14 protein-coding genes are annotated in these 18,174 nt (G+C 68.0%); 5 read left to right on the forward strand and 9 right to left on the reverse strand.

What is annotated here, in order from left to right:
- Positions 1 to 52: 52 nt before the first annotated feature.
- Both ACQEVJ_RS07290 and typA read right to left on the reverse strand, forming a co-directional pair.
- The gene (locus ACQEVJ_RS07290) at positions 53 to 700 is read right to left on the reverse strand and encodes a superoxide dismutase family protein (RefSeq protein ID WP_433098441.1); all 648 of its coding nucleotides are present in this window, start codon (positions 698 to 700) and stop codon (positions 53 to 55) included.
- Between the two features lie 280 nt (positions 701 to 980).
- On the reverse strand, positions 981 to 2,834 hold the full coding sequence (typA, locus tag ACQEVJ_RS07295; RefSeq protein WP_433098443.1) for a translational GTPase TypA: 1,854 nt from the start codon (positions 2,832 to 2,834) through the stop codon (positions 981 to 983).
- A gap of 706 nt (positions 2,835 to 3,540) precedes the next feature.
- Here typA and ACQEVJ_RS07300 point away from each other — a divergent pair.
- Entirely contained in the window at positions 3,541 to 4,296 is a 756-nt protein-coding gene (locus ACQEVJ_RS07300) for an alpha/beta hydrolase (RefSeq protein ID WP_433098445.1), read from the forward strand.
- Positions 4,297 to 4,473: 177 nt separating this feature from the next.
- On the opposite strand, the gene ACQEVJ_RS07305 is transcribed toward ACQEVJ_RS07300, so the two are convergent.
- A complete protein-coding gene (locus ACQEVJ_RS07305; protein ID WP_433098447.1) occupies positions 4,474 to 5,910 on the reverse strand; it encodes an aldehyde dehydrogenase in 1,437 nt (478 codons plus the stop codon).
- Between the two features lie 122 nt (positions 5,911 to 6,032).
- The gene (locus tag ACQEVJ_RS07310; protein WP_433098449.1) at positions 6,033 to 9,095 is read right to left on the reverse strand and encodes a M14 family zinc carboxypeptidase; all 3,063 of its coding nucleotides are present in this window, start codon (positions 9,093 to 9,095) and stop codon (positions 6,033 to 6,035) included.
- Between the two features lie 212 nt (positions 9,096 to 9,307).
- On the opposite strand from ACQEVJ_RS07310, the gene ACQEVJ_RS07315 reads away from it, so the two are divergent.
- The gene (locus ACQEVJ_RS07315; RefSeq protein WP_433098451.1) at positions 9,308 to 10,204 is read left to right on the forward strand and encodes a coiled-coil domain-containing protein; all 897 of its coding nucleotides are present in this window, start codon (positions 9,308 to 9,310) and stop codon (positions 10,202 to 10,204) included.
- Here the strand turns inward: ACQEVJ_RS07315 and ACQEVJ_RS07320 are convergent.
- Positions 10,186 to 11,466 carry a GH1 family beta-glucosidase gene (locus ACQEVJ_RS07320; protein ID WP_433098453.1) on the reverse strand — a complete coding sequence of 427 codons (1,281 nt, stop codon included), beginning with the start codon at positions 11,464 to 11,466 and terminating at the stop codon, positions 10,186 to 10,188. The genes ACQEVJ_RS07315 and ACQEVJ_RS07320 overlap by 19 nt on opposite strands.
- A gap of 76 nt (positions 11,467 to 11,542) precedes the next feature.
- Between ACQEVJ_RS07320 and ACQEVJ_RS07325 the strand changes: the two genes are divergently transcribed.
- Complete coding sequence (locus tag ACQEVJ_RS07325) at positions 11,543 to 12,187, forward strand: TetR family transcriptional regulator (protein ID WP_433098455.1); 645 nt, start codon at positions 11,543 to 11,545, stop codon at positions 12,185 to 12,187.
- Positions 12,188 to 12,508: 321 nt separating this feature from the next.
- Here ACQEVJ_RS07325 and ACQEVJ_RS07330 read toward each other — a convergent pair whose 3' ends face one another.
- Entirely contained in the window at positions 12,509 to 12,718 is a 210-nt protein-coding gene (locus ACQEVJ_RS07330) for a hypothetical protein (protein ID WP_433098457.1), read from the reverse strand.
- Positions 12,719 to 13,195: 477 nt separating this feature from the next.
- On the opposite strand from ACQEVJ_RS07330, the gene ACQEVJ_RS07335 reads away from it, so the two are divergent.
- Together ACQEVJ_RS07335 and ACQEVJ_RS07340 are read left to right on the forward strand one after the other, a co-directional pair.
- Positions 13,196 to 13,891 carry a hypothetical protein gene (locus ACQEVJ_RS07335; RefSeq protein ID WP_433098459.1) on the forward strand — a complete coding sequence of 232 codons (696 nt, stop codon included), beginning with the start codon at positions 13,196 to 13,198 and terminating at the stop codon, positions 13,889 to 13,891.
- A gap of 185 nt (positions 13,892 to 14,076) precedes the next feature.
- Positions 14,077 to 14,919 carry an ATP-binding protein gene (locus ACQEVJ_RS07340; protein ID WP_433098461.1) on the forward strand — a complete coding sequence of 281 codons (843 nt, stop codon included), beginning with the start codon at positions 14,077 to 14,079 and terminating at the stop codon, positions 14,917 to 14,919.
- An 89-nt stretch (positions 14,920 to 15,008) separates the two neighbouring features.
- Here ACQEVJ_RS07340 and ACQEVJ_RS07345 read toward each other — a convergent pair whose 3' ends face one another.
- Genes ACQEVJ_RS07345 through ACQEVJ_RS07355 form a run of 3 tightly spaced genes read right to left on the reverse strand, consistent with a single transcriptional unit; the run spans position 15,009 to position 17,805 of the window.
- Positions 15,009 to 15,320, reverse strand: coding sequence for a hypothetical protein (locus ACQEVJ_RS07345; protein WP_433098463.1), 312 nt, complete (start codon positions 15,318 to 15,320; stop codon positions 15,009 to 15,011).
- Positions 15,317 to 15,904, reverse strand: a complete 588-nt coding sequence (locus ACQEVJ_RS07350) for a hypothetical protein (RefSeq protein WP_433098465.1) — start codon at positions 15,902 to 15,904, stop codon at positions 15,317 to 15,319. Before ACQEVJ_RS07350 ends, ACQEVJ_RS07345 begins: the two co-directional genes overlap by 4 nt.
- Positions 15,901 to 17,805: a hypothetical protein gene (locus ACQEVJ_RS07355; protein ID WP_433098467.1), complete on the reverse strand. Its 1,905-nt coding sequence runs from the start codon at positions 17,803 to 17,805 to the stop codon at positions 15,901 to 15,903. The genes ACQEVJ_RS07350 and ACQEVJ_RS07355 overlap by 4 nt, the downstream gene beginning before the upstream one ends.
- Between the last annotated feature and the right edge of the window lie 369 nt (positions 17,806 to 18,174).

Consider the following 18,174-nt stretch of genomic DNA (forward strand, 5'->3'; position numbering starts at 1 on the left):
CGCCCGTCGCCCGCCGCGCGTCCGGAGCGGCCCCACGAGCGGCGGACCCGGATCAGGCGCGGACCTTGACGACCCCGCAGCCGATCCGGGCACCGGCGTCGCCGGTCTTGCGCGTGGTCACGTCCGGGCCGGTGGCGCCGGTGGCGTCGGGTCGGTGGAAGTACCTGTCCGGGATGTGCGCGAAGTTGTCCGGCCCGGCGTGCACCACGAACGCACTCCCGTTGGCGTCGTCCAACTGCTCCAGGGTGAACCTGTCGGTCACGAAGGACGCGGAGGCGGTGCCGTCGGCGGCCACGAGCAGCGGCGGCATGTCCCCGGCTCCGTCGCCGTGCTCCCCGGGGCCGAGGTGGCTCCCTGCGCTGGAGAACGCGCTGCCCGTCGCCCGGTCGACGGAGCGCGCGTCGCAGATGCCGGCGGCGTGGACGTGGAAGCCGTGGAAGCCGGGAGTGAGCCCCCGCACGCTGACGCTGACCCTCGACTTCTTCGCGTCGTACCGCTCGACCCGCACGGTGCCGAGGACGCGCCCGGCGGTGTTCTTGATGACGGCGGTCGCCGACTCACCTGCCGACTTCTCGGGGCGGGTCTGCGCGGCGGAGGCCGCCGCCATCCCGGCGGACAGCGCCGGCACGGCCGGGGCGGCCGCGGCCGCGAATCCCAGGGCGAGCCCGGCGGCCAGGGCGAAACGGGTTGTGCGGGGCATGGTCGCTCCTCCTCAGACACTCGATGCCTGCGACAGGAGAGCACGGCCGGGCGTGGCGGGGAGCGGCACACGACGCCATCTGTGCCCGCCGTTTACCGCCTCTTGCCGTCAGAGCCCCGCGCCCAGTCGCCCGCCCCCTGGGACGCCGTCGCCGAAAGGCCGGTCCTCTTGTCATCCCGGTAGAACCCGGACGGGCCGGTGCGGGCGGGCGGAAAAGCCGAAACCCCCGCCGATCGAATCGGCGGGGGCGCGGGTGAAGGAGCCTTTCGGGTGAAGGAGCTCAGTTGCCGCGCTTGGCGCGGGCGGCGGCGCGGCCCCGGCTGGCCGCGTCGAGGACGACCTTGCGGATGCGCACGGTCTCCGGGGTGATCTCCACGCACTCGTCGTCGCGGATGAACTCCAGGGCCTGCTCCATGGACAGGACGCGCGGCGGGATCAGCTTCTCGGTCTCCTCGCTGGTGGAGGAGCGCATGTTGGTGAGCTTCTTCTCCTTGGTGATGTTCACGTCCATGTCGTCGGAGCGGGAGTTCTCCCCGACGATCATGCCCTCGTACACCTCCGTGCTGGGGGAGACGAACAGCGTGCCGCGCTCCTGCAGGTTGAGCATGGCGAACGCGGTGACCTGACCCGCACGGTCGGCCACCAGCGAGCCGTTGTTGCGGGTGCGCAGCTCGCCGAACCACGGCTCGTACGTCTCGAACACGTGGTGCACGAGGCCGGTGCCGCGGGTCTCGGTGAGGAACTCGGTGCGGAAGCCGATCAGGCCGCGCGCCGGCACCAGGAACTCCATGCGGATCCAGCCGGTGCCGTGGTTGGTCATGTGCTCCATGCGGCCCTTGCGTACGGCCAGGAGCTGGGTGACGGCGCCCAGGTACTCCTCCGGGCAGTCGACCGTGAGGCGCTCGACCGGCTCGTGCACCTTGCCGTCGACGACCTTGGTCACGACCTGCGGCTTGCCGACCGTCAGCTCGTAGCCCTCGCGGCGCATCTGCTCCACGAGGATCGCCAGGGCCAGCTCGCCGCGGCCCTGCACCTCCCATGCGTCCGGGGTCTCGGTGGGCAGCACGCGCAGCGAGACGTTGCCGACCAGCTCCTTGTCGAGGCGGTCCTTCACGAGGCGGGCGGTGACCTTGGAGCCCTTGACCTTGCCGACCAGCGGGCTGGTGTTGGTGCCGATCGTCATGGAGATCGCCGGCTCGTCGACCGTGATCAGCGGCAGCGGACGCGGGTCGTCGGGGTCGGCGAGCGTCTCACCGATCATGATGTCCGGGATGCCGGCGATCGCGATGATGTCGCCGGGCCCGGCCTCCTCGGCGGGCTTGCGCTCCAGCGCCTCGGTCATCAGCAGCTCGGAGATCTTGACGCGCTGCACGGTGCCGTCGGTGCGGCACCACGCGACCTGCTGGCCCTTGCGGATCGTGCCCTGGTGGACGCGGCACAGCGCGATACGGCCCAGGTAGCTGGAGGCGTCGAGGTTGGTGACGTGGGCCTGGAGCGGCGCGGACGGGTCGTACACCGGCGCCGGGATCGTGCTCTTGATCGTCTCGAACAGCGGCTCCAGGTCGGAGGAGTCCGGCATGCCGCCGTCGGCGGGACGCTCCAGCGAGGCCCGCCCGGCCTTGGCCGAGGCGTACACGATCGGGAAGTCGATCTGCTCCTCGGTGGCGTCGAGGTCGATGAACAGCTCGTACACCTCGTCGACGACCTCGGCGATGCGGGCGTCCGGCCGGTCCACCTTGTTGATGCACAGGATCACGGGCATCTTCGCGGAGAGCGCCTTGCGCAGCACGAAGCGGGTCTGCGGCAGCGGGCCCTCGGAGGCGTCCACCAGCAGCACCACGCCGTCGACCATCGACAGGCCGCGCTCGACCTCGCCGCCGAAGTCGGCGTGGCCGGGGGTGTCGATGATGTTCAGGGTCATGCCGCCGTGCCTGACCGCGGTGTTCTTCGCGAGGATCGTGATCCCCTTCTCGCGCTCCAGGTCGTTGGAGTCCATGACCCGCTCGTCGACGTCCTGGTTGGCCCGGAAGGCGCCGGACTGCCATAGCATGGCGTCGACCAGCGTGGTCTTGCCGTGGTCGACGTGCGCGATGATCGCGATGTTCCGCAGGTCGTCGCGGGTGTTCATAGGCATAGTGAAGTCTCGCTCTGGTTCGTCGGGGTGTCGTCCGCGTCCCGGGACCGAAGCGAGACGCACATCCGCCGCATGACACGGCCTAGCCATTTTAGTTGATCCCGATCGCCGCCACACGCCGCCGCCGTACGGGACCCTCGATGGCAACGCCGTCGCCGCGCCTCGCATTCCATCCCGTCCAAAGGCTTGCCGTTCCGGCAGGTGAGTCGGCTGCGACGGATGAAGGTCTCGTGCTGCTGATCGCCTGGGCGGAGTTGCTCGTGCCCCTTCTCGTCCTCGCCCACCTCCTGCTGCGGCGGCGCACGTGATCCCGTCGGCTCGGCCGACGCCGCTCGCCGGGCTTGTCGGCGGCGGCCCTGCCGCTCACCTACCTGCCGGTCCTCATGATCGCCAACGATCCCGACTACATGGGGGAGAAGACCAACGGCAGATTCAGCAACGTGCTGGGCAGTTTCTACATGGTGCTGCTTCTCGTCGTGGTGCTCGCGGCCATCCCCCTGATGATCGCGACGAAGGCGGGGCGGCGACGACCCGGTCGGAGGAGGGGAGTGGCCGAGTGGGACCAGATCGAGTCGCTCGACGACGAGGACGTCAGGCTGGGGGTCGCCTGGGACCGGCTGCGCTCGACGCCGACCTGTGACAGTTCCCGTCGTGCGCGGGGGGCATGTGGGGGATATGTGACATGGGGGGAAATAAGGTCGGGGGCATGGCTCTCGCTGCTGCTTTCGGAGCGATGCTGCGCACGGCGGACGGTGTCCGCATCGACGCGGCGCACACGCCCAACGGCTCACTCGATCTCGGCATCGTGGTCGCGCACGGCTTCACCGGAACGTGGAGAGGGCCGGACACCCGGCGCATCGTGCACGTCCTGTCGAAGTTCGGCGGCGTGGTGTCGTTCGACTTCCGGGGGCACGGACGCTCCGGCGGCCGATCCACGGTGGGCGACCTGGAGGTCCTCGACGTGGACGCGGCGGTCAAGCACGCCCGCTCGATCGGCTACCGCAGGATCGCCACGATCGGCTTCTCGATGGGCGCCGCCGTGGTCGTACGGCACGCCGCGCTGCACCGGGGCGTGGACGGGGTGGTGTCGGTGAGCGCCCCGGCCCGCTGGTACTACCGCGGCACCAAGCCGATGCGCCAGGTCCACTGGGCGATCGAGCGCTGGCACGGCCGGCTGGCGGCCCGGCTGGCCAAGCGCACCAGGATCGCGGTCGGTGGATGGGACCCCGTCCCGCTCCCGCCGTACGAGGCGGCGGCGCTGGTCGCGCCCACACCGCTGCTGATCGTGCACGGCGACCGGGACCCGTTCTTCCCCACCGAGCACGCCTACCAGTTGTACGAGTGCGCCGCCGAGCCGAAGGAGTTGTGGATCGAGCCCGGCTACGGCCACGCGGAGGCGGCGGCCACCCCTGACCTGGTCAGAAAAATTGGTCACTGGATTTCGCGAACCAAAACCCCATAAGGGTCGTCTATGAGGGTTGTGCGGATCCGGAACCCCTCCAATCCGCGCCGCCGATTGGGGATCGGCGCACACCCTCACGGGTGTGGCCCAGCGTCGCGGGGGCGCGCTGGGCGGTTTCACCGGCCCGGTACGGCACCACGCCGTACCGGGCCGGAGGGACGTTCCGCCGGGACGCGTTCAGCCCAGACGGGCGATCGACTTGGCCTCCAGGTAGGCCGACAGGCCCTCGGGACCGAGCTCCCGGCCGAGGCCGCTGGCCTTGAAGCCGCCGAACGGCGTGTTCGGGTCGAGCGTGTGCATCATGTTGACGCCGTACGTGCCGGTGCGCACCCGGCGGGCGACGTCCATCCCGTGCTCGGTGTCGGCCGTCCAGACCGAGCCCGACAGGCCGTAGTCGCTGTCGTTGGCGATCCGCACCGCGTCCGCCTCGTCCTCGAACGGGATCACCGCCAGCACCGGGCCGAAGATCTCCTCACGGGCGATGCGCATGTCGTTGGTGGCCCCGGCGAAGACGGTCGGGGCGACGTACCAGCCCCGGTCGTACGGCCGGTCGAGGCCGCCGACGACGGGCTTGGCGCCCTCCTCGATGCCCGCCCTGATGTAGCCCTCGACCCGCTCCTGCTGCCGCCTGGCCACCAGCGGCCCGATCCCGGTGGCCGGGTCGGCGGGGTCGCCCACCTGCTGGCTCGTCACCATCTCGGCGACGGCCTGGACGACCTCGTCGTATCGGTTGCGGGAGGCGAGGATGCGGGTCTGCGCGACACACGCCTGGCCGTTGTTCATCAGCGAGGCCATCGACAGGAAGCCCATGGCCGAGGGCAGGTCGCAGTCGTCCAGGATGATCGCCGCCGACTTGCCGCCGAGTTCGAGCGTGCAGCGCTTGAGCTGCTCGCCGCAGATCGACGCGATCCTGCGGCCGGCGGCGGTCGAGCCGGTGAAGGCGACCTTGTCGACGTCCGGGTGGGAGACGAGGTGCTCGCCCGCCTCGCGGCCCGCCGCGACGATGTTGACGACCCCGGCGGGGATGCCGGCCTCCTTGATCATCTCGGCGAGCAGGTAGGAGTCGAGCGGCGTCTCGGGAGCGGGCTTGAGCACCATGGTGCAGCCCGCGACGAGCGCCGGGGCCAGCTTGGTCATGGTGACGAACTGGGGGACGTTCCAGGGGACGACGGCCGCCACCACGCCGACCGGCTCGCGTCGTACGATCACCGAGCCGAACAGGCCGGGCCGCTCCTCCTCCTCGGGGAACGTCGCGCCGAGGCCGGCGTAGTACTTGAGTATGCCCAGCGGTTGTGGCGCCTGGGCGAGCTGGGAGAACGTGATCGGAGAGCCCATCTCCGTGGTGATGATCTCGGCCATCTCGGCCTGGCGCGCCTCGTAGATCTCCGCCAGCCGTCCCACGATCGCCGCGCGCTCGGCCATCGTCATCCGCGGCCAGGGCCCGTTGTCGAAGGCGTCCCTGGCGGCCGCGACGGCCCGGTCCATGTCGGCGGCGGTGCCGTCCGGCACCCGGCCGACGACCTCCTCGCTGTGGGGAGAGATCACCTCGATCGTGCCCGTGCCCGCGGGGGCCACCCAGTCGCCCCCGATGAACAGCGTGTCGTGCTGCAGCATGCCTGCCTCCTGATCGGGTGCGTCCTCGCGCACTCAGTCAGACCGAACCATGTTCTGCTCGGCCTTGGCAAGAGCTGCCGCGGTCCGGCCCGCGCCGGGCGGCGCGGGCCGGACCGCGGGCCCTACGGAAGCGCTCGTCCGAGCAGGTGGGCCATCGCCCGGCGGACCAGGTCCGTCCGCATGGCCTGAGTCGTCGCGCCCTCCGCGCCGAACCCGAAGTAGACCGTGTCCTTCGTGGTTATGCCCGCGCCGTCGTCGAGCGACCGGTCGCTGCGCGTCCAGTCGTTCAGCGCGATCCCCGACCCGGGAGGCGGCCCGGCGACGGTCCAGCCGCCCAGGTCGTCCTCGAACGAGGTCTCCGAGACGGTCGCGCCGTCGGCCTTGACGGTCGCGTCGTCCAGCCACACGCCGAGGCCCTGGGTGCCCCAGTCGCTGATGTAGGAGATCGACACCTCGACCTTCTTGCCCGCGTACGCCGTCAGGTCCACCGACCACTGCTGCCAGCCGTTCGACGAGCCGGAGGCCGCGTGCCACGCGCCGGTCGTGCCGGTGGCGGTGCAGGACGACGCGCCGTCGTACGTCTGGTAGTGGGCGGTGAACGGATGGATGTCCACCCAGCCGGCGGCACAGCTGTCGCCCGCCTCCTGAGAGGTGTGCCCGTTGGCGTCGGGCAGCGTCGTCCAGTCGTCCTGGCCCGCCGTGTGCGCCTCGACGGTCAGGAAGTCCCAGTTCGGCTCGGTGTTGTAGGACGTCCAGAACGACAGCTCGCCACTGGTCTTGCCGGTGAGGTCGATCGTCCTCGTCAGGCGCTTCCAGGACACGTCCGCCTGGCCGCTCTGCACGTCCCAGGAGCCGGTGCGCGGGCTGAAGGGCGATCCCGCGCCGTACTGCCACTTCAGCGCGGCCGAACTGGCGAACTGCGGGAACCGGTCGGCCGGCAGGACCGAGGAGGTCGTGACGAACGAGGCGGTGCGGTCCTGGTTACCGGGCGAGTCGCCGCCGTTGAGCGTGCCGGTGAAGCCGGCGAACGCGCCGCCGGCGCCGCGCAGCGGCAACGTGTTCCCGTCGGTGTCCTGGCCGCCGCCCTCCACGTAGGTGTAGGCGCCCAGGTAGTACTGCACGAAGTCGTTGCTCAGCGAGAGGCACGGCGGCTTGCTCAGGGTCGTGCACTCGGGTTGCGCCGGGTAGTCCGGCTCGTACCAGTAGGAGCCGTTCGTGTTCTGGGCGTACAGCGCGTACTTGCCGGTGGCGAGCAGCTTGCCGCCCTCGTTGAGATAGTCGCGGAACGCCAGCTCCAGGGCCTCGGCCAGATTGGCGGCGGTGCCGCCGGGCTGCCCGGACGCGCGGGGGATGATGTCGTCGCCGGTCTCCCAGACGACGGCCTTGTAGTGGCTGAGGACCCCGAGCGGGTGGGGCGCCTTGCGGCCGTTCTTGTCCACGTCGTAGACGTCGGAGGAGTAGCCGGCCTCCGAGAGCGCCTTGGCGTAGTCGTCGGCGTACTTCGCCTCAGTGACGCCCTGGGCCGGGCTGATGCCCGTGACGTCCTCCGCCGCGACGATCAGGACCTTGCCGCCGATGTCGGTGGCGACCTTGTAGGTGAACTCCTCGCTCTTCTTGGTGAGCGAGCGGAACCACACCTTCACGGTGTCGCCGGGTTTCGCGCCCTTGACCGTGCCCCTGAGCTGGTGGAAGTAGGTGTCGTAGCCGTCGCCGTACCGCTTTCCGCCCTTCCACTCGGAGGTCGTGACGATCTTGGTGCGCCCGCCGTTGATCTGGTATTCGAGGAAGACCGGCCCGAGCTTGCGCTTGGCGTCCACCTGCACGACCTGGTCGGTGCCGTAGCTGACGTCGAACGCGTCCACGACGAAGTCGGGCACGGTGTTGCCGAGGTGGCTGACCGGCTCGCTCAGGTTCGGCGCCGACTTCAGGACGTCGAGAGCGAAGGGAAGCTGTTTCTCGAACTCGGCCTGCACCAGCGCCTCGTCGTCGGGGAAGACGAAGCCGCAGCCGTCGCAGCCCTCGTCCAGCTCCGGCGTCCAGGCGAGCGTGCCGTACGTCTTGTGCGCGTGGTCGTTGGTCTCGCCGTTGGTGGTGTAGAGCTCGGCGCCGACCCCGGGGTCGAAGCCCGGGACGGCCGGGTTCTCGTCGGTGCCGGTCAGCGCCAGGTAGACGGGGTCGTCCGCGGTCTTCGTCTCGACCTGCCAGCCCTCGGGATACAGCAGCAGCGGGCCGAAGGAGTGATAGTTGACCTGCGCCTTGAAACGCAGCCGCTTGAGCAGGCCGTCCATCGCCCGGGTCTCGGGCTCCGACGCCGGGCCGGTGCCGCGGTAGGACTCGCTGCTGAAGACGCTGGAGGAGCCCTCTTCGTCGTACCCCCAGCGGGTGGGGAAGTTGCGGTTGGGGTCGACACCGTCGTTGCCCGTGATCTGGCCGTCGCCGTCGTTGTCGCGCAGGTTCTTCCGCCAGAGCCGGTTGCCCTCGGTGAAGGTGAAGTCGTAGCCGTCGGGGTTGGCGACCGGCACGAACCACACCTCGGTGGAGGTCAGCAGCCGACCGACGTCGGATTTGCCCTTGTTGGCCACCAGATATTTCAGCAGCCGCATGTCGACCTCGGTCGCGATCCACTCACGGGCGTGCTGGGTGGCCGAGTAGAGCACCGCAGGCTTGACGCCGTCGGGCAGCACCCGGGCCAGCTTCGTCAGCTTCAGCGCGAGGATGTCCTTCCCCTGGAGGGTCTTGCCGATCGTCTCCAGCTTCGCGACGTCCTTGTTGGCGTCCGCGATGGCCCTGAGCTGGTCGGCGATCCCGCCCTTCTCGGAGTAGGACTTCCAGACGGTGTATCCGCCGGCCGCCTGCGCCTTGGCGGCCTGCATCTGCGTCTGGCCCTGCGGGTTGCGCACCGGCTGCGGCCGGTAGCCCAGGATCTGGAGCTTCTTGAGCTCAGCGGGGGTCGCCGTCAGTTCGACGTGCTCCTTGTCGCCCGCGAGTTGCCGCTGGACGACGTCGTAGCCCTTCTGGGTCAGCGTGCCCGCGGTGCCGGGCGCGCTGTCGAGCTGGTAGAGGTCGGCTTGGTCCGCTGGGGGGAGCGGGTCGCCCTGGCCGGCCTGCGCCGGGGAGCCCGGCAGTAGGAGCGCCGCGCCGAGAGCCGCGGCGGCCAGAGTCGAGACGATCTCTCGTCGGGACATCGGTGAGCCCTTCGTGGGGGGTGACGATCTCCCGAATCTCTGCCGGAGTCAAATCGCGTTCAAGTGCGGTAAGGCGACGCGTAAGTCTCGAATTGGTCACAGAAGCGGAAGTTTGGAGGTTGTCCGCTTTGGACCCAAGAGTTTCACCTGTTCCGGTAGCAGACGTAAAGATCGTCTTCTATAGTTTCAGGCCGAATCCGAGTGGAGGTCGCGTGCGGTCGGGACGCTGGGCCAGACTGGCGGTGGTCACCACCGCGCTGCTCGTCGCACCGTCCGTTTTGGACGCGCTCACCGCCGAGGCCGAGCCGGACCAGCAGGCCAAGCTCCGCAAGCTCACCCAGGAGGCCGCCGCGCTCCAGAAGGAGTACCGCGGCGAGATCCTCAGCCTGGACGACGCGAAGAGGGCCGCGCAGAAGGCGTCCGGCAGGGTCAAGAAGCTGAAGGGGGACCTGCTCGCGGCCCAGCGGCAGGTGGCCGCGTTCGCCCAGACCTCGTACATGAGCGGGGGCGCGGACGCCTCCCGGCTCTTCTCCTTGTCGGCCGACCCGAGCTCACTGGCGACGCTGGCCTATCTCGGCACCGCCAGGACCGAGCGGCTCAACAGCGTCAAGGACCTCGTCGCCAAGCAGAAGAAGGCGGCCGCCGCGGCCGCCGGCGAGATCGACAAGCTGCAGGACCACATCAAGGAGCTCAAGTCGAGGCGCGGCGAGGTCGAGCGGCTGATGGCGAAGTACGGCTTCCAGACGCCGGACGCCGGCAGCGGCCTGACGCAGCGCCTGGTCTCGACGCGCAACGCGATCATGTCGCAGTTTCCGATGCCTTTCGGCGTGGGCTGCCTGCGGCCCGGCGATCCGGGAGAGCACGGCAAGGGCAGGGCCTGCGACTTCATGATGAGCAGCGGCGGCCGCATGCCCGACGCGGTGGCCAAGGAGCGCGGCGATGCTCTGGCGCAGTGGTGCATCCAGCACGCGAGCGAGTACGGGATCATGTACATCATCTGGCAGCAGCGCTACTACGACATGCGGACGCGTGCCGGTTGGCGGATGATGTCCGACCGCGGGGGCATCACCGCCAACCACTACGACCACGTTCACGTGTCGGTGCTCTGAGCCTCCAGGAACTTCCGCAGCCAGTGGTAGGACGCCTTCGGGGTGCGCTCCTGGGTCTCGAAGTCGACGTGGACCAGGCCGAACCGCTGGTGGTAGCCCTCGGCCCACTCGAAGTTGTCCAGCAGCGACCAGACGAAGTAGCCCCGCAGGTCCACGTCGGCCTGGCGCATCGCCTTGATGTGGCCGTCGAGGTAGGCGATCCGCTCCTGGTCGTCCAGGCCGTCGTACGAGCAGCCGTTCTCGGTGATGTAGACGGGCGGCAGCGCGTCGCCGTACCGGGCCTTGAGGGAGTCGAGCAGTTCGCGCAGGCCGTCGGGGACGACGGGCCAGCCGAAAGCGGTGATGGGAACGCCGGAGATCTCCTCGAACCGGAACGGCAGGCCGTCCCCGCCGGGGCCGCCGATCCGCGTCGGGTTGTAGTAGTTGATCCCCAGTCCGTCGAGGGGCTGGGCGATCGTCTCCAGGTCGCCGGGGTGCACGGGGATTTCGACGCCGAACGCCGTCAGGTCGGGGTAGGCGCCGGTGAGGACCGGGTCGTTGAACAGCCGGTTGTGCAGGATGTCGTACGTCTCGGCGGCGGCCAGGTCCTCGGGGGAGTCCGAGGCGGGCCAGACCGGGGTGCAGTTGTTGGTGATCAGCACCTGCTCCGCCCCGGCCGCCCGCAGGGCCTGCGCGGCCAGGCCGTGCCCGAGCAACTGGTGGTGGGCCACTGGCAGCGCGTCGAACATGAGCGCCCTGCCCGGGGCGTGTATGCCCAGGCCGTATCCCTCCACCATGTGGACGAACGGCTCGTTGAGCGTGATCCACATGCGTACGCGGTCGGCCAGCCGTTCGGCCACGACGGCGGCGTAGTCGCCGAAACGGCGGGAGGTGTCGCGATCGAGCCAGCCGCCCTCGTCCTCCAGCGCCTGCGGCAGGTCCCAGTGGAAGAGCGTCGGCACCGGAGTGATGCCGCGCTCGCACAGCGCGTCCACGAGACGGTCGTAGAAGTCGAGCCCGGCCTGGTTGACCGGGCCGGCGCCGGTGGGCATCACCCGCGGCCAGGCGATGGAGAAGCGGTAGGCGTTCACGCCGAGGCCGGCCATCAGCGCCACGTCCTCGCCGTAACGGTGGTAGTGGTCACAGGCCACGTCGCCCGTGTGCCCGTCGCGGACTCTGCCGGGCGTGTGGGAGAAGGTGTCCCAGACGGAGGGCCCTCTGCCGTCCTCGGCGACCGCCCCTTCGATCTGGTAGGACGCGGTGGCCGTACCCCACAGGAACATAATGCCGCCTCTCTCAGTTAATATGAGGAGAACTCATGTTAACTCGGTTGCGCGAAAAGCGGGAGAGAATGGCGAGATGACCACAGGGGGAGCCTTGCGCCGCCGGCCCGCACAGCGCCGCAGTCAGGAGCGGGTCGAGCGCATGCTGGACGAGTGCGCCCTGCTGCTCGACGAGGTGGGGTACGCCGCCCTGACCACCAAGGAGGTCGCCCGCCGGGCCGAGGTGCCGATCGGCACCTTCTACCAGTTCTTCACGGACAAGCAGAGCCTGGTCCGCGCGCTCGCGCTGCGGAACCTGGAGGCGTACCTGGACCTGATCGCGTCCCGGCTGGCCGCCGCGCCGCTGTCGGACTGGACCGGCGTCGTGGACCTGGTCGTCGACGAGTTCGTACGCATGAAGCGGACCACGCCCGGTTTCGGCGTGGTGGACTTCGGCGAGGTGCTCTCCGCTCCCGGCGGCCCCGCTCTGCCCGGCACCCAGCGCATGCTCGACGAGGCGCTGGAGAACAACGTGGTCGTCGCCGACCGGCTGCGCTCTCTCATCGTGGACCTGCTCGGCGTGGCGCCGGGCGACGGCCTGTCCCGCGCCTTCGTGGTCGCCGTCGAGGCCGCCGACGCCGTGCTCAAACTGGCCTTCCGGGCCCACCCGGACGGCGACCCCGACCTCATCGCCGAATGCAAACGCCTCGTCCGCCGCTATCTTTCGGACCACTTGGCCTAGGCACGCGAAAGCCGGGCCACCACCTGCGGAGGTTAACCCGGCTTCACTTCGTGACCTCGACCGGGTCACGCGTTGCTCAGGATATTGGGCCTCCGCTTTTGGCGCAGCAGCTTCAGCCCGGCCGGACCTGCCCGCCGCTCGGGGGCTTACCAGGGAGGCGGTCCGAGGTGCCGTGGTCAGACGGCGGAGGGTGGGGTCTCCATGGCGCCCACGGCCGCGAGGCCGATGAGGTGGAGGCCGAGGCGTTCGGCCTCATGAGTGGTGAGCGTGCGGCCTCGATGCGCCAGGGCGGGCAGGTTCGATGGCGTAAGGCCGCGAGGATCACGGCGCCACCGCCGTCGTGTCGGCCAGGCTCTCTTGCTCCGCCGTGACCCGGCACAGTTCCTGCAGGTCGTCGGCGTCGACCGTACGCAGGGCTCCGGCCTCTTCGGCCTCTTGGGGGAAGGGGCGCTCGCGGGTGGCCCAGAACCGACCGGCGTCGCTTCGCATGATGCGCCAACCGGCGAAGACCGTGCCTCTATCGTTTGTCATTGGGTCAGGACCTCGTTTCCTGATCAAGGGACCCGTACGGCGGTGCAGTCGCCTGCGGGTCCCGCTGTTTTCGTGGCTGACGTGCCGTTTCCCGTTCATACTGAGGCGGGATCAGAGGTCGATTAAGCGTTTTGAGCTGGCCGAACAGCAGAGCCAATATCGCCAATAGGGAGGGGTATGCCGCGCAGGCCGAATCCGGTGGATCCCGGTGCGTCTCCGCTGCACCTGTTCGGTGCGGCGCTGCGCCGGATGCGGGGCGATGTGTCCCTGACCAGGGTGGGGGAGGAGATCCTTACCGATTGGTCACGGATTGCCCGATGGGAACGCGGGGAATGCCTGCCTCATGCCGATTCGGTACGCCGCCTCGACGGGTTTTTCGATGCGGACGGATTCCTGATCGCGCTGCATCGAGCGGCGGCCGAATTGAATCGGCTCCGTGCCGAATCAACAATGCCGGATCAGGACAAAGGTGAATCCATGGAGCGTCGTCGCCTGCTGCAACTGGCGATCGCGAGTCTCGGCATGGGGGCGCTCGGCGGTGCCGCTTCGGACGAGCCGGTACGCCGTCTGCTCGACCTGGCGATGAACGGCGAACCTCGAAGCATCGAGGACTGGCACCTCTCCTGCGCCGACCACCTGCATGCACTGCGCACCCGTCCTCCTGCGCAGGTGGTGGCGGACCTGCTCATGGATCTGATGGCCGTGCGGCAGCAGATGGAGACCTCGACGCCGGATGACGTGACCGAGCTGCACCGGGTCACGGCGGCGCTCGCGTCCGTTCACGCCAACGCGCTGACCCGGCTCGGCGAGCACGGCTCCGCCCTGCGCTGGTGGCGTACGGCGCGTCAGGCCGCCGACGCCTCCGGGGACCTGCGGCTCCGGCTGCTGGTTCGCGGCGAGGAGGCCGGTCACGGCCTGTACGGCCAGCGCGACCCGCAGACCGTCCTCGGTCTCGTCGAGAGCGCCGAGCGCATCGCGGGAGGGCCAACGGTGGACCTGCTGACCACCCGGGCCAAGGCCCTGACAGTGCTCGGCCGGCACGACGAGGCGCGAACGGCGCTGGACAACCTGCTGAGACTGGCCTCGGCGGGTGTCACCGCCGACTCCTTCGGCTTCTGGAAGCCCAACCAGATCCATTTCGCGGAGAGCTGGGTGCACGCCGGAGCGAGGTAAGAGCTACACGCTCGGGTCCATCATCGAAGCCGCCTCGCTCTCGGTGCCGCCAGTCAACGAGCTACCTCACCCGCTTGCCACCATCGTCTTTCACTACAGCCCGACACTGGATTACGCGCCAGAGTTCACCAGCATGGTCTCGCCGAACGACGACCCCCGGTGCGGAAGCTGCGGCGCTGACAGACGTGGTGATGCTGGTTCCGGAGGATCAACTCGACCAGCGCCGGGAGGAATACCCGGACATCAAAGTGCTGCCGTTGAAGTTCGGTTCCAGCGAACTGCGGGCGGAGCACTGGCGCTTCCTCATGGGCGCCATTGGCAACCAGTCCACGTACATCCGGCAGCTCCAGCGCATCATGAAGGCCCATCGGAATGATCTACGACTGGATGTGATCAGACGGGGTGTCGAGGAGTCGTCCCTGTCCGACAACCTCAAACAACTCGCGCAGCAGCGACTGGACCTGGCCGCTGAGTACATTGATGATGATGCTCGGGTCAAAGAACTGGTGCGACCTGGTCGGATGATGATCGTCGACCTGCGTGACGAGTTCATCGAGAAGGACGAAGCGCTTGGCCTGTTTGTCGTGCTCATGCAGCTGTTTGCTGAGGCGCAGGCTGACGGAAAACGGTTCAATAAGCTGGTCGTCTTCGATGAAGCGCATAAATACATCGAGAGCCCGGACCTGGTAGCGGGACTGGTCGAAAGCGTCAGAGAGATGCGCCATAAGGGTATGAGCGTCCTGGTCGCCAGCCAGGATCCACCCTCAGTGCCGATCTCCCTGATCGAGCTGTCGAACCACGTGATACTGCACAAATTCACCTCGCCGGCCTGGCTGAAGCATCTCCAGAAGGCCAACGCGTCCCTGGCGGAGCTCACGTCCACCAAGATGGCGGCGCTCACTCCAGGGGAGGCATACGTATGGTCCAGTAAGGCGACCGATGCGGCTTTCACGCGAAGTGCACTGAAAATTCGCCTTCGACCTCGAGTGACTCGCCACGGAGGAGGCACGAAGACGGCGGTCAATTGACAAGGACAAGCTGGCCCGTGAGGGAAGGTGATACCAGAATCAAATCACTCGGCGTGCCGTGGAGGCCCGACTGGTAGGGCATGAAAGTGTCAGGGCAGGCCGTACCTGACTCTGATCGTTCTGGCCTCCTCCTCGGTCACTTCCACAGGCGTGCGGGCCAGCGCTTGGCATAGGTCGGAGAGGATCCTGTCGCTCGCGATACGGACGCGGGAGCGGTGCTGGGTGAACTCTTCGTCGAAGCGCCTGGCCGCCGGTCCCGTCCACACCGTCCCGTTGTGGAAGTGCAAGTACGGCCCCTCGACGCGCTGCTCGATGTCATCGATCAGGGGTTCGACCGTCCGCAGGGCGTTCTGCAGGGCCGTGTGCAGCGGGTTGGTCACCAGTTGCGCCACAAGCGTCACCCCGTGGTCGGTGCATGAGAGGGACTTTCCGACGGAGCGCTCGCGTCAGTGATCAGCTTGGGCGCGATCAACTTCATCAACGCCACCACATCCGCCGCGTTGTCCCTACCCGCAGCTCCCATCTCCAGGCGAATGGTTAGTGCCGCCTTACCTCGTACAAGTAGGGCGGACGCCTCATTGTCCTTGCTATCGGGCGGCTCGAAGTAAGAGCCGATCGCTCCGGGAACGATCTCCGGCAGCGGTGAAGCACCCAGCCGGATGTTCTCCTCGACCTCTTCCCGGAATCCGCTCGGCGCAAGATCGATCAGCAGTACCTTCGGCTGTTCCCCGTTGCGCTGATAGACCACGCAACTTCCGTCGCCTATACCCTCGGAGATCGACAGGTCGAAGAAACCACGAGCCATCGGATTGTGAAGCCCTGTCATCAACTCCACTGCCCGCAGAGGGACGTAATCGCAGATATAGGGAGGAGCGGCCACAGTTGGCAAAGGTGTGTGATCTGCAGACTCCTCCCCGGATTGACATGCGGTCGCCGCCAGCGCTGTGGCCGACAGCGCCAGTATCGCGAGCCGGGTCGCCCTCATGACTGGTACTGAGAGAAGCCGCTTTTGAAGCCTAAATCCAATCGGTCCTCAACCTCCTGCCACGTCTTGCCCGCTGGGCCCTCGTGCAGCCATCGCTCATACGCCTGCAACCTCTGATCATTCTCGCTGCCGTTGGTCGCGCCTTTGCTGATCATCTCGTTCCTACTCATAAGCGTCTGGCCGTCATCCTTCAGAAAGTTGTTGGGATTGGCGCGGGGATCATCTCCCTTGCTCAGTCCTTCCAAGGATGCCCATGGGTGGGTCTTGGCCGGAGATTCGGCCGTTCCGAACAGCCCATGCTTCAGCATCGCCTGTGCGGTCAGGTCGTGCAGGAGAGTGCGAGTTTCATTCACAGCGATGTTGGCGTCGCTACGAGCCTTGCTCTCCGCTTCCCCTTCGATGCTGTCTTCGATCAATCCGGTCCATGCCCCCACGACACCGCTGATGACCGGCCAAGGTTCTGACTGCGGTATGGCTAGCCAGGTATTTACCACGGCGGTAAGAACCTTGACGTTCCGCTGCTGCGTCTTGTCGAGTTCCGCGCCTTCCTCTATTTTTGCCAGCCCGGCGGCGTCGGTGATCAGGGCGAAACCTGCCCCTATTCGCTTCGCATTGGTCATGAGAACCTGGTCGCCACGCCCGGCCATCTTCTCTGCAGCCCCGTAATCGATCGCCAGGCTGCTGAAGGCTGCCTGCGCGGCTACAACCGGGGTGAACGCCGATGAGTCGACGAACGCCTCCTGCATCACCTGGCGCAGTTCCTTCAAGTCGAACTGGGCGCCCCAGGGGTCCTGCTGAGGGATGCTTGGATTGTCGGCTCCCCATACCGCGGGAACACGGGTGCCGGTCCCGCTTTGGGCGACGCGGTCGATGTCGATGATGTAGTCGGCGAGGATGCGGCCGGTTGTGGGCGCGGGGACGAGTGATTCGGGCGGATCGCCGGCGTCGATTCGCTGGGCCTGCAGGTGGACGAACTCGGAGGCGAGCAGGGCCGACAGGTAGCCGCGGGACGGCTGGTCCGGTGAGCCCTCGTGATCGCGAAAGGTGAGCATCGCGGCCTCCAGCGCCTTGCCCAGCGCCTCGCCGCCGTCTTGTGTGTAACGCTCGGTCAGGAAATGCTTGAGCGCCGTGGTGTCTTTGGCGAAGAAGTCCTGAGCGGCGGCCGCATTCTTGCTGAGCGCCTCCATCAGCGGCACCATGACGTCCGGCGAGGCAGCGGGCAGCTTGCTCCGGGCGCGGTCCCAAGCGTCCAGTTTCCTTGCGACCGCCACCAAAAATGACGTGTCCGCCTTGCCGTTCTTCAGCGCGAGTGCGACCGCGTATGCCTCTTTCGGGTTGGCGGTGGCCGGGGGAGTGAGCTGGTCGCGCCAGGCCGGGCTCAGCCGGGAACTCGCCGTGCCCAGCGCGGCGCCGAGGGCGGCCTGCAACCGCGTCACCTTCCGATCGTCGCCGTGGTCGACGGTCTTCGCCATCAGTTCGCGGAAACCAGCCGCGCCAAGAGCGTTCATCAATCCGGCGGCGAAGTCGGGGTCGCCCTTTCGCTTCTCCAGCGCCTTCAGCGTCTTTTTGTCGATCTCGCCCTTTTCGGCGGCCTGGGTCACCGTGGTCACGGCTGCGTAGACATCAGGGTTATGCGCTGCCTTGCCGTACAGGGTCTCGTCGAAGTCGCTCAGGCCGCCGGGGACGCCGGTTCCGGCGCTCCACTCGCTCTGCTGAGCGCGGATCGTCTCGCTGCGGCGTCGCAGGTCTGGACGGCTGGCCGTCAGCCAATTCCTCATTTCACGGAGGGCGCCCAAGCCTGACGTGTCCAGGTTCAGCTGCCGCAGCGTCCGGTCGATGATCTGCTCGTTGCGGCCGAGCGTGTCTTCCGCACGGCCGAGCCCGCGCTCGAAGTCGTCCATAGCGGCGGGATTGATGCCGGAATAGCCGTCGCTGATGCCGGGGATCGGTGACGTCTGGGGCTGGGCGGAGGGCGTGGCGGTGGGCGGGGTTCCGCTCGGCTGTCGCGCCGCGGGCGGGGGCTCGGGAATCAGCGAGGGGTGCGGAGCCAGTGAGGGCGCTGGTGACGAGTCTGACGCGGATGACGGTGAGGCCATGAGGTGGCGAACTCCAGCGCGGTCGGCGAAACGCGACAACTCCAGCGCAAAGATTACGACCAAATCCCGCCATGGTAAAGATAAGTAGCAAGTTCCGGTATAGCTTGCGAATTACCGTAACTCGGTGACATGTGCGACCCCAGAGGACCGGAACCCTCTGGTGTTGGACGGAAA

Origin of the sequence: Microbispora sp. CA-102843 (assembly GCF_050936215.1) — a bacterium.
GTDB lineage: Bacteria > Actinomycetota > Actinomycetes > Streptosporangiales > Streptosporangiaceae > Microbispora.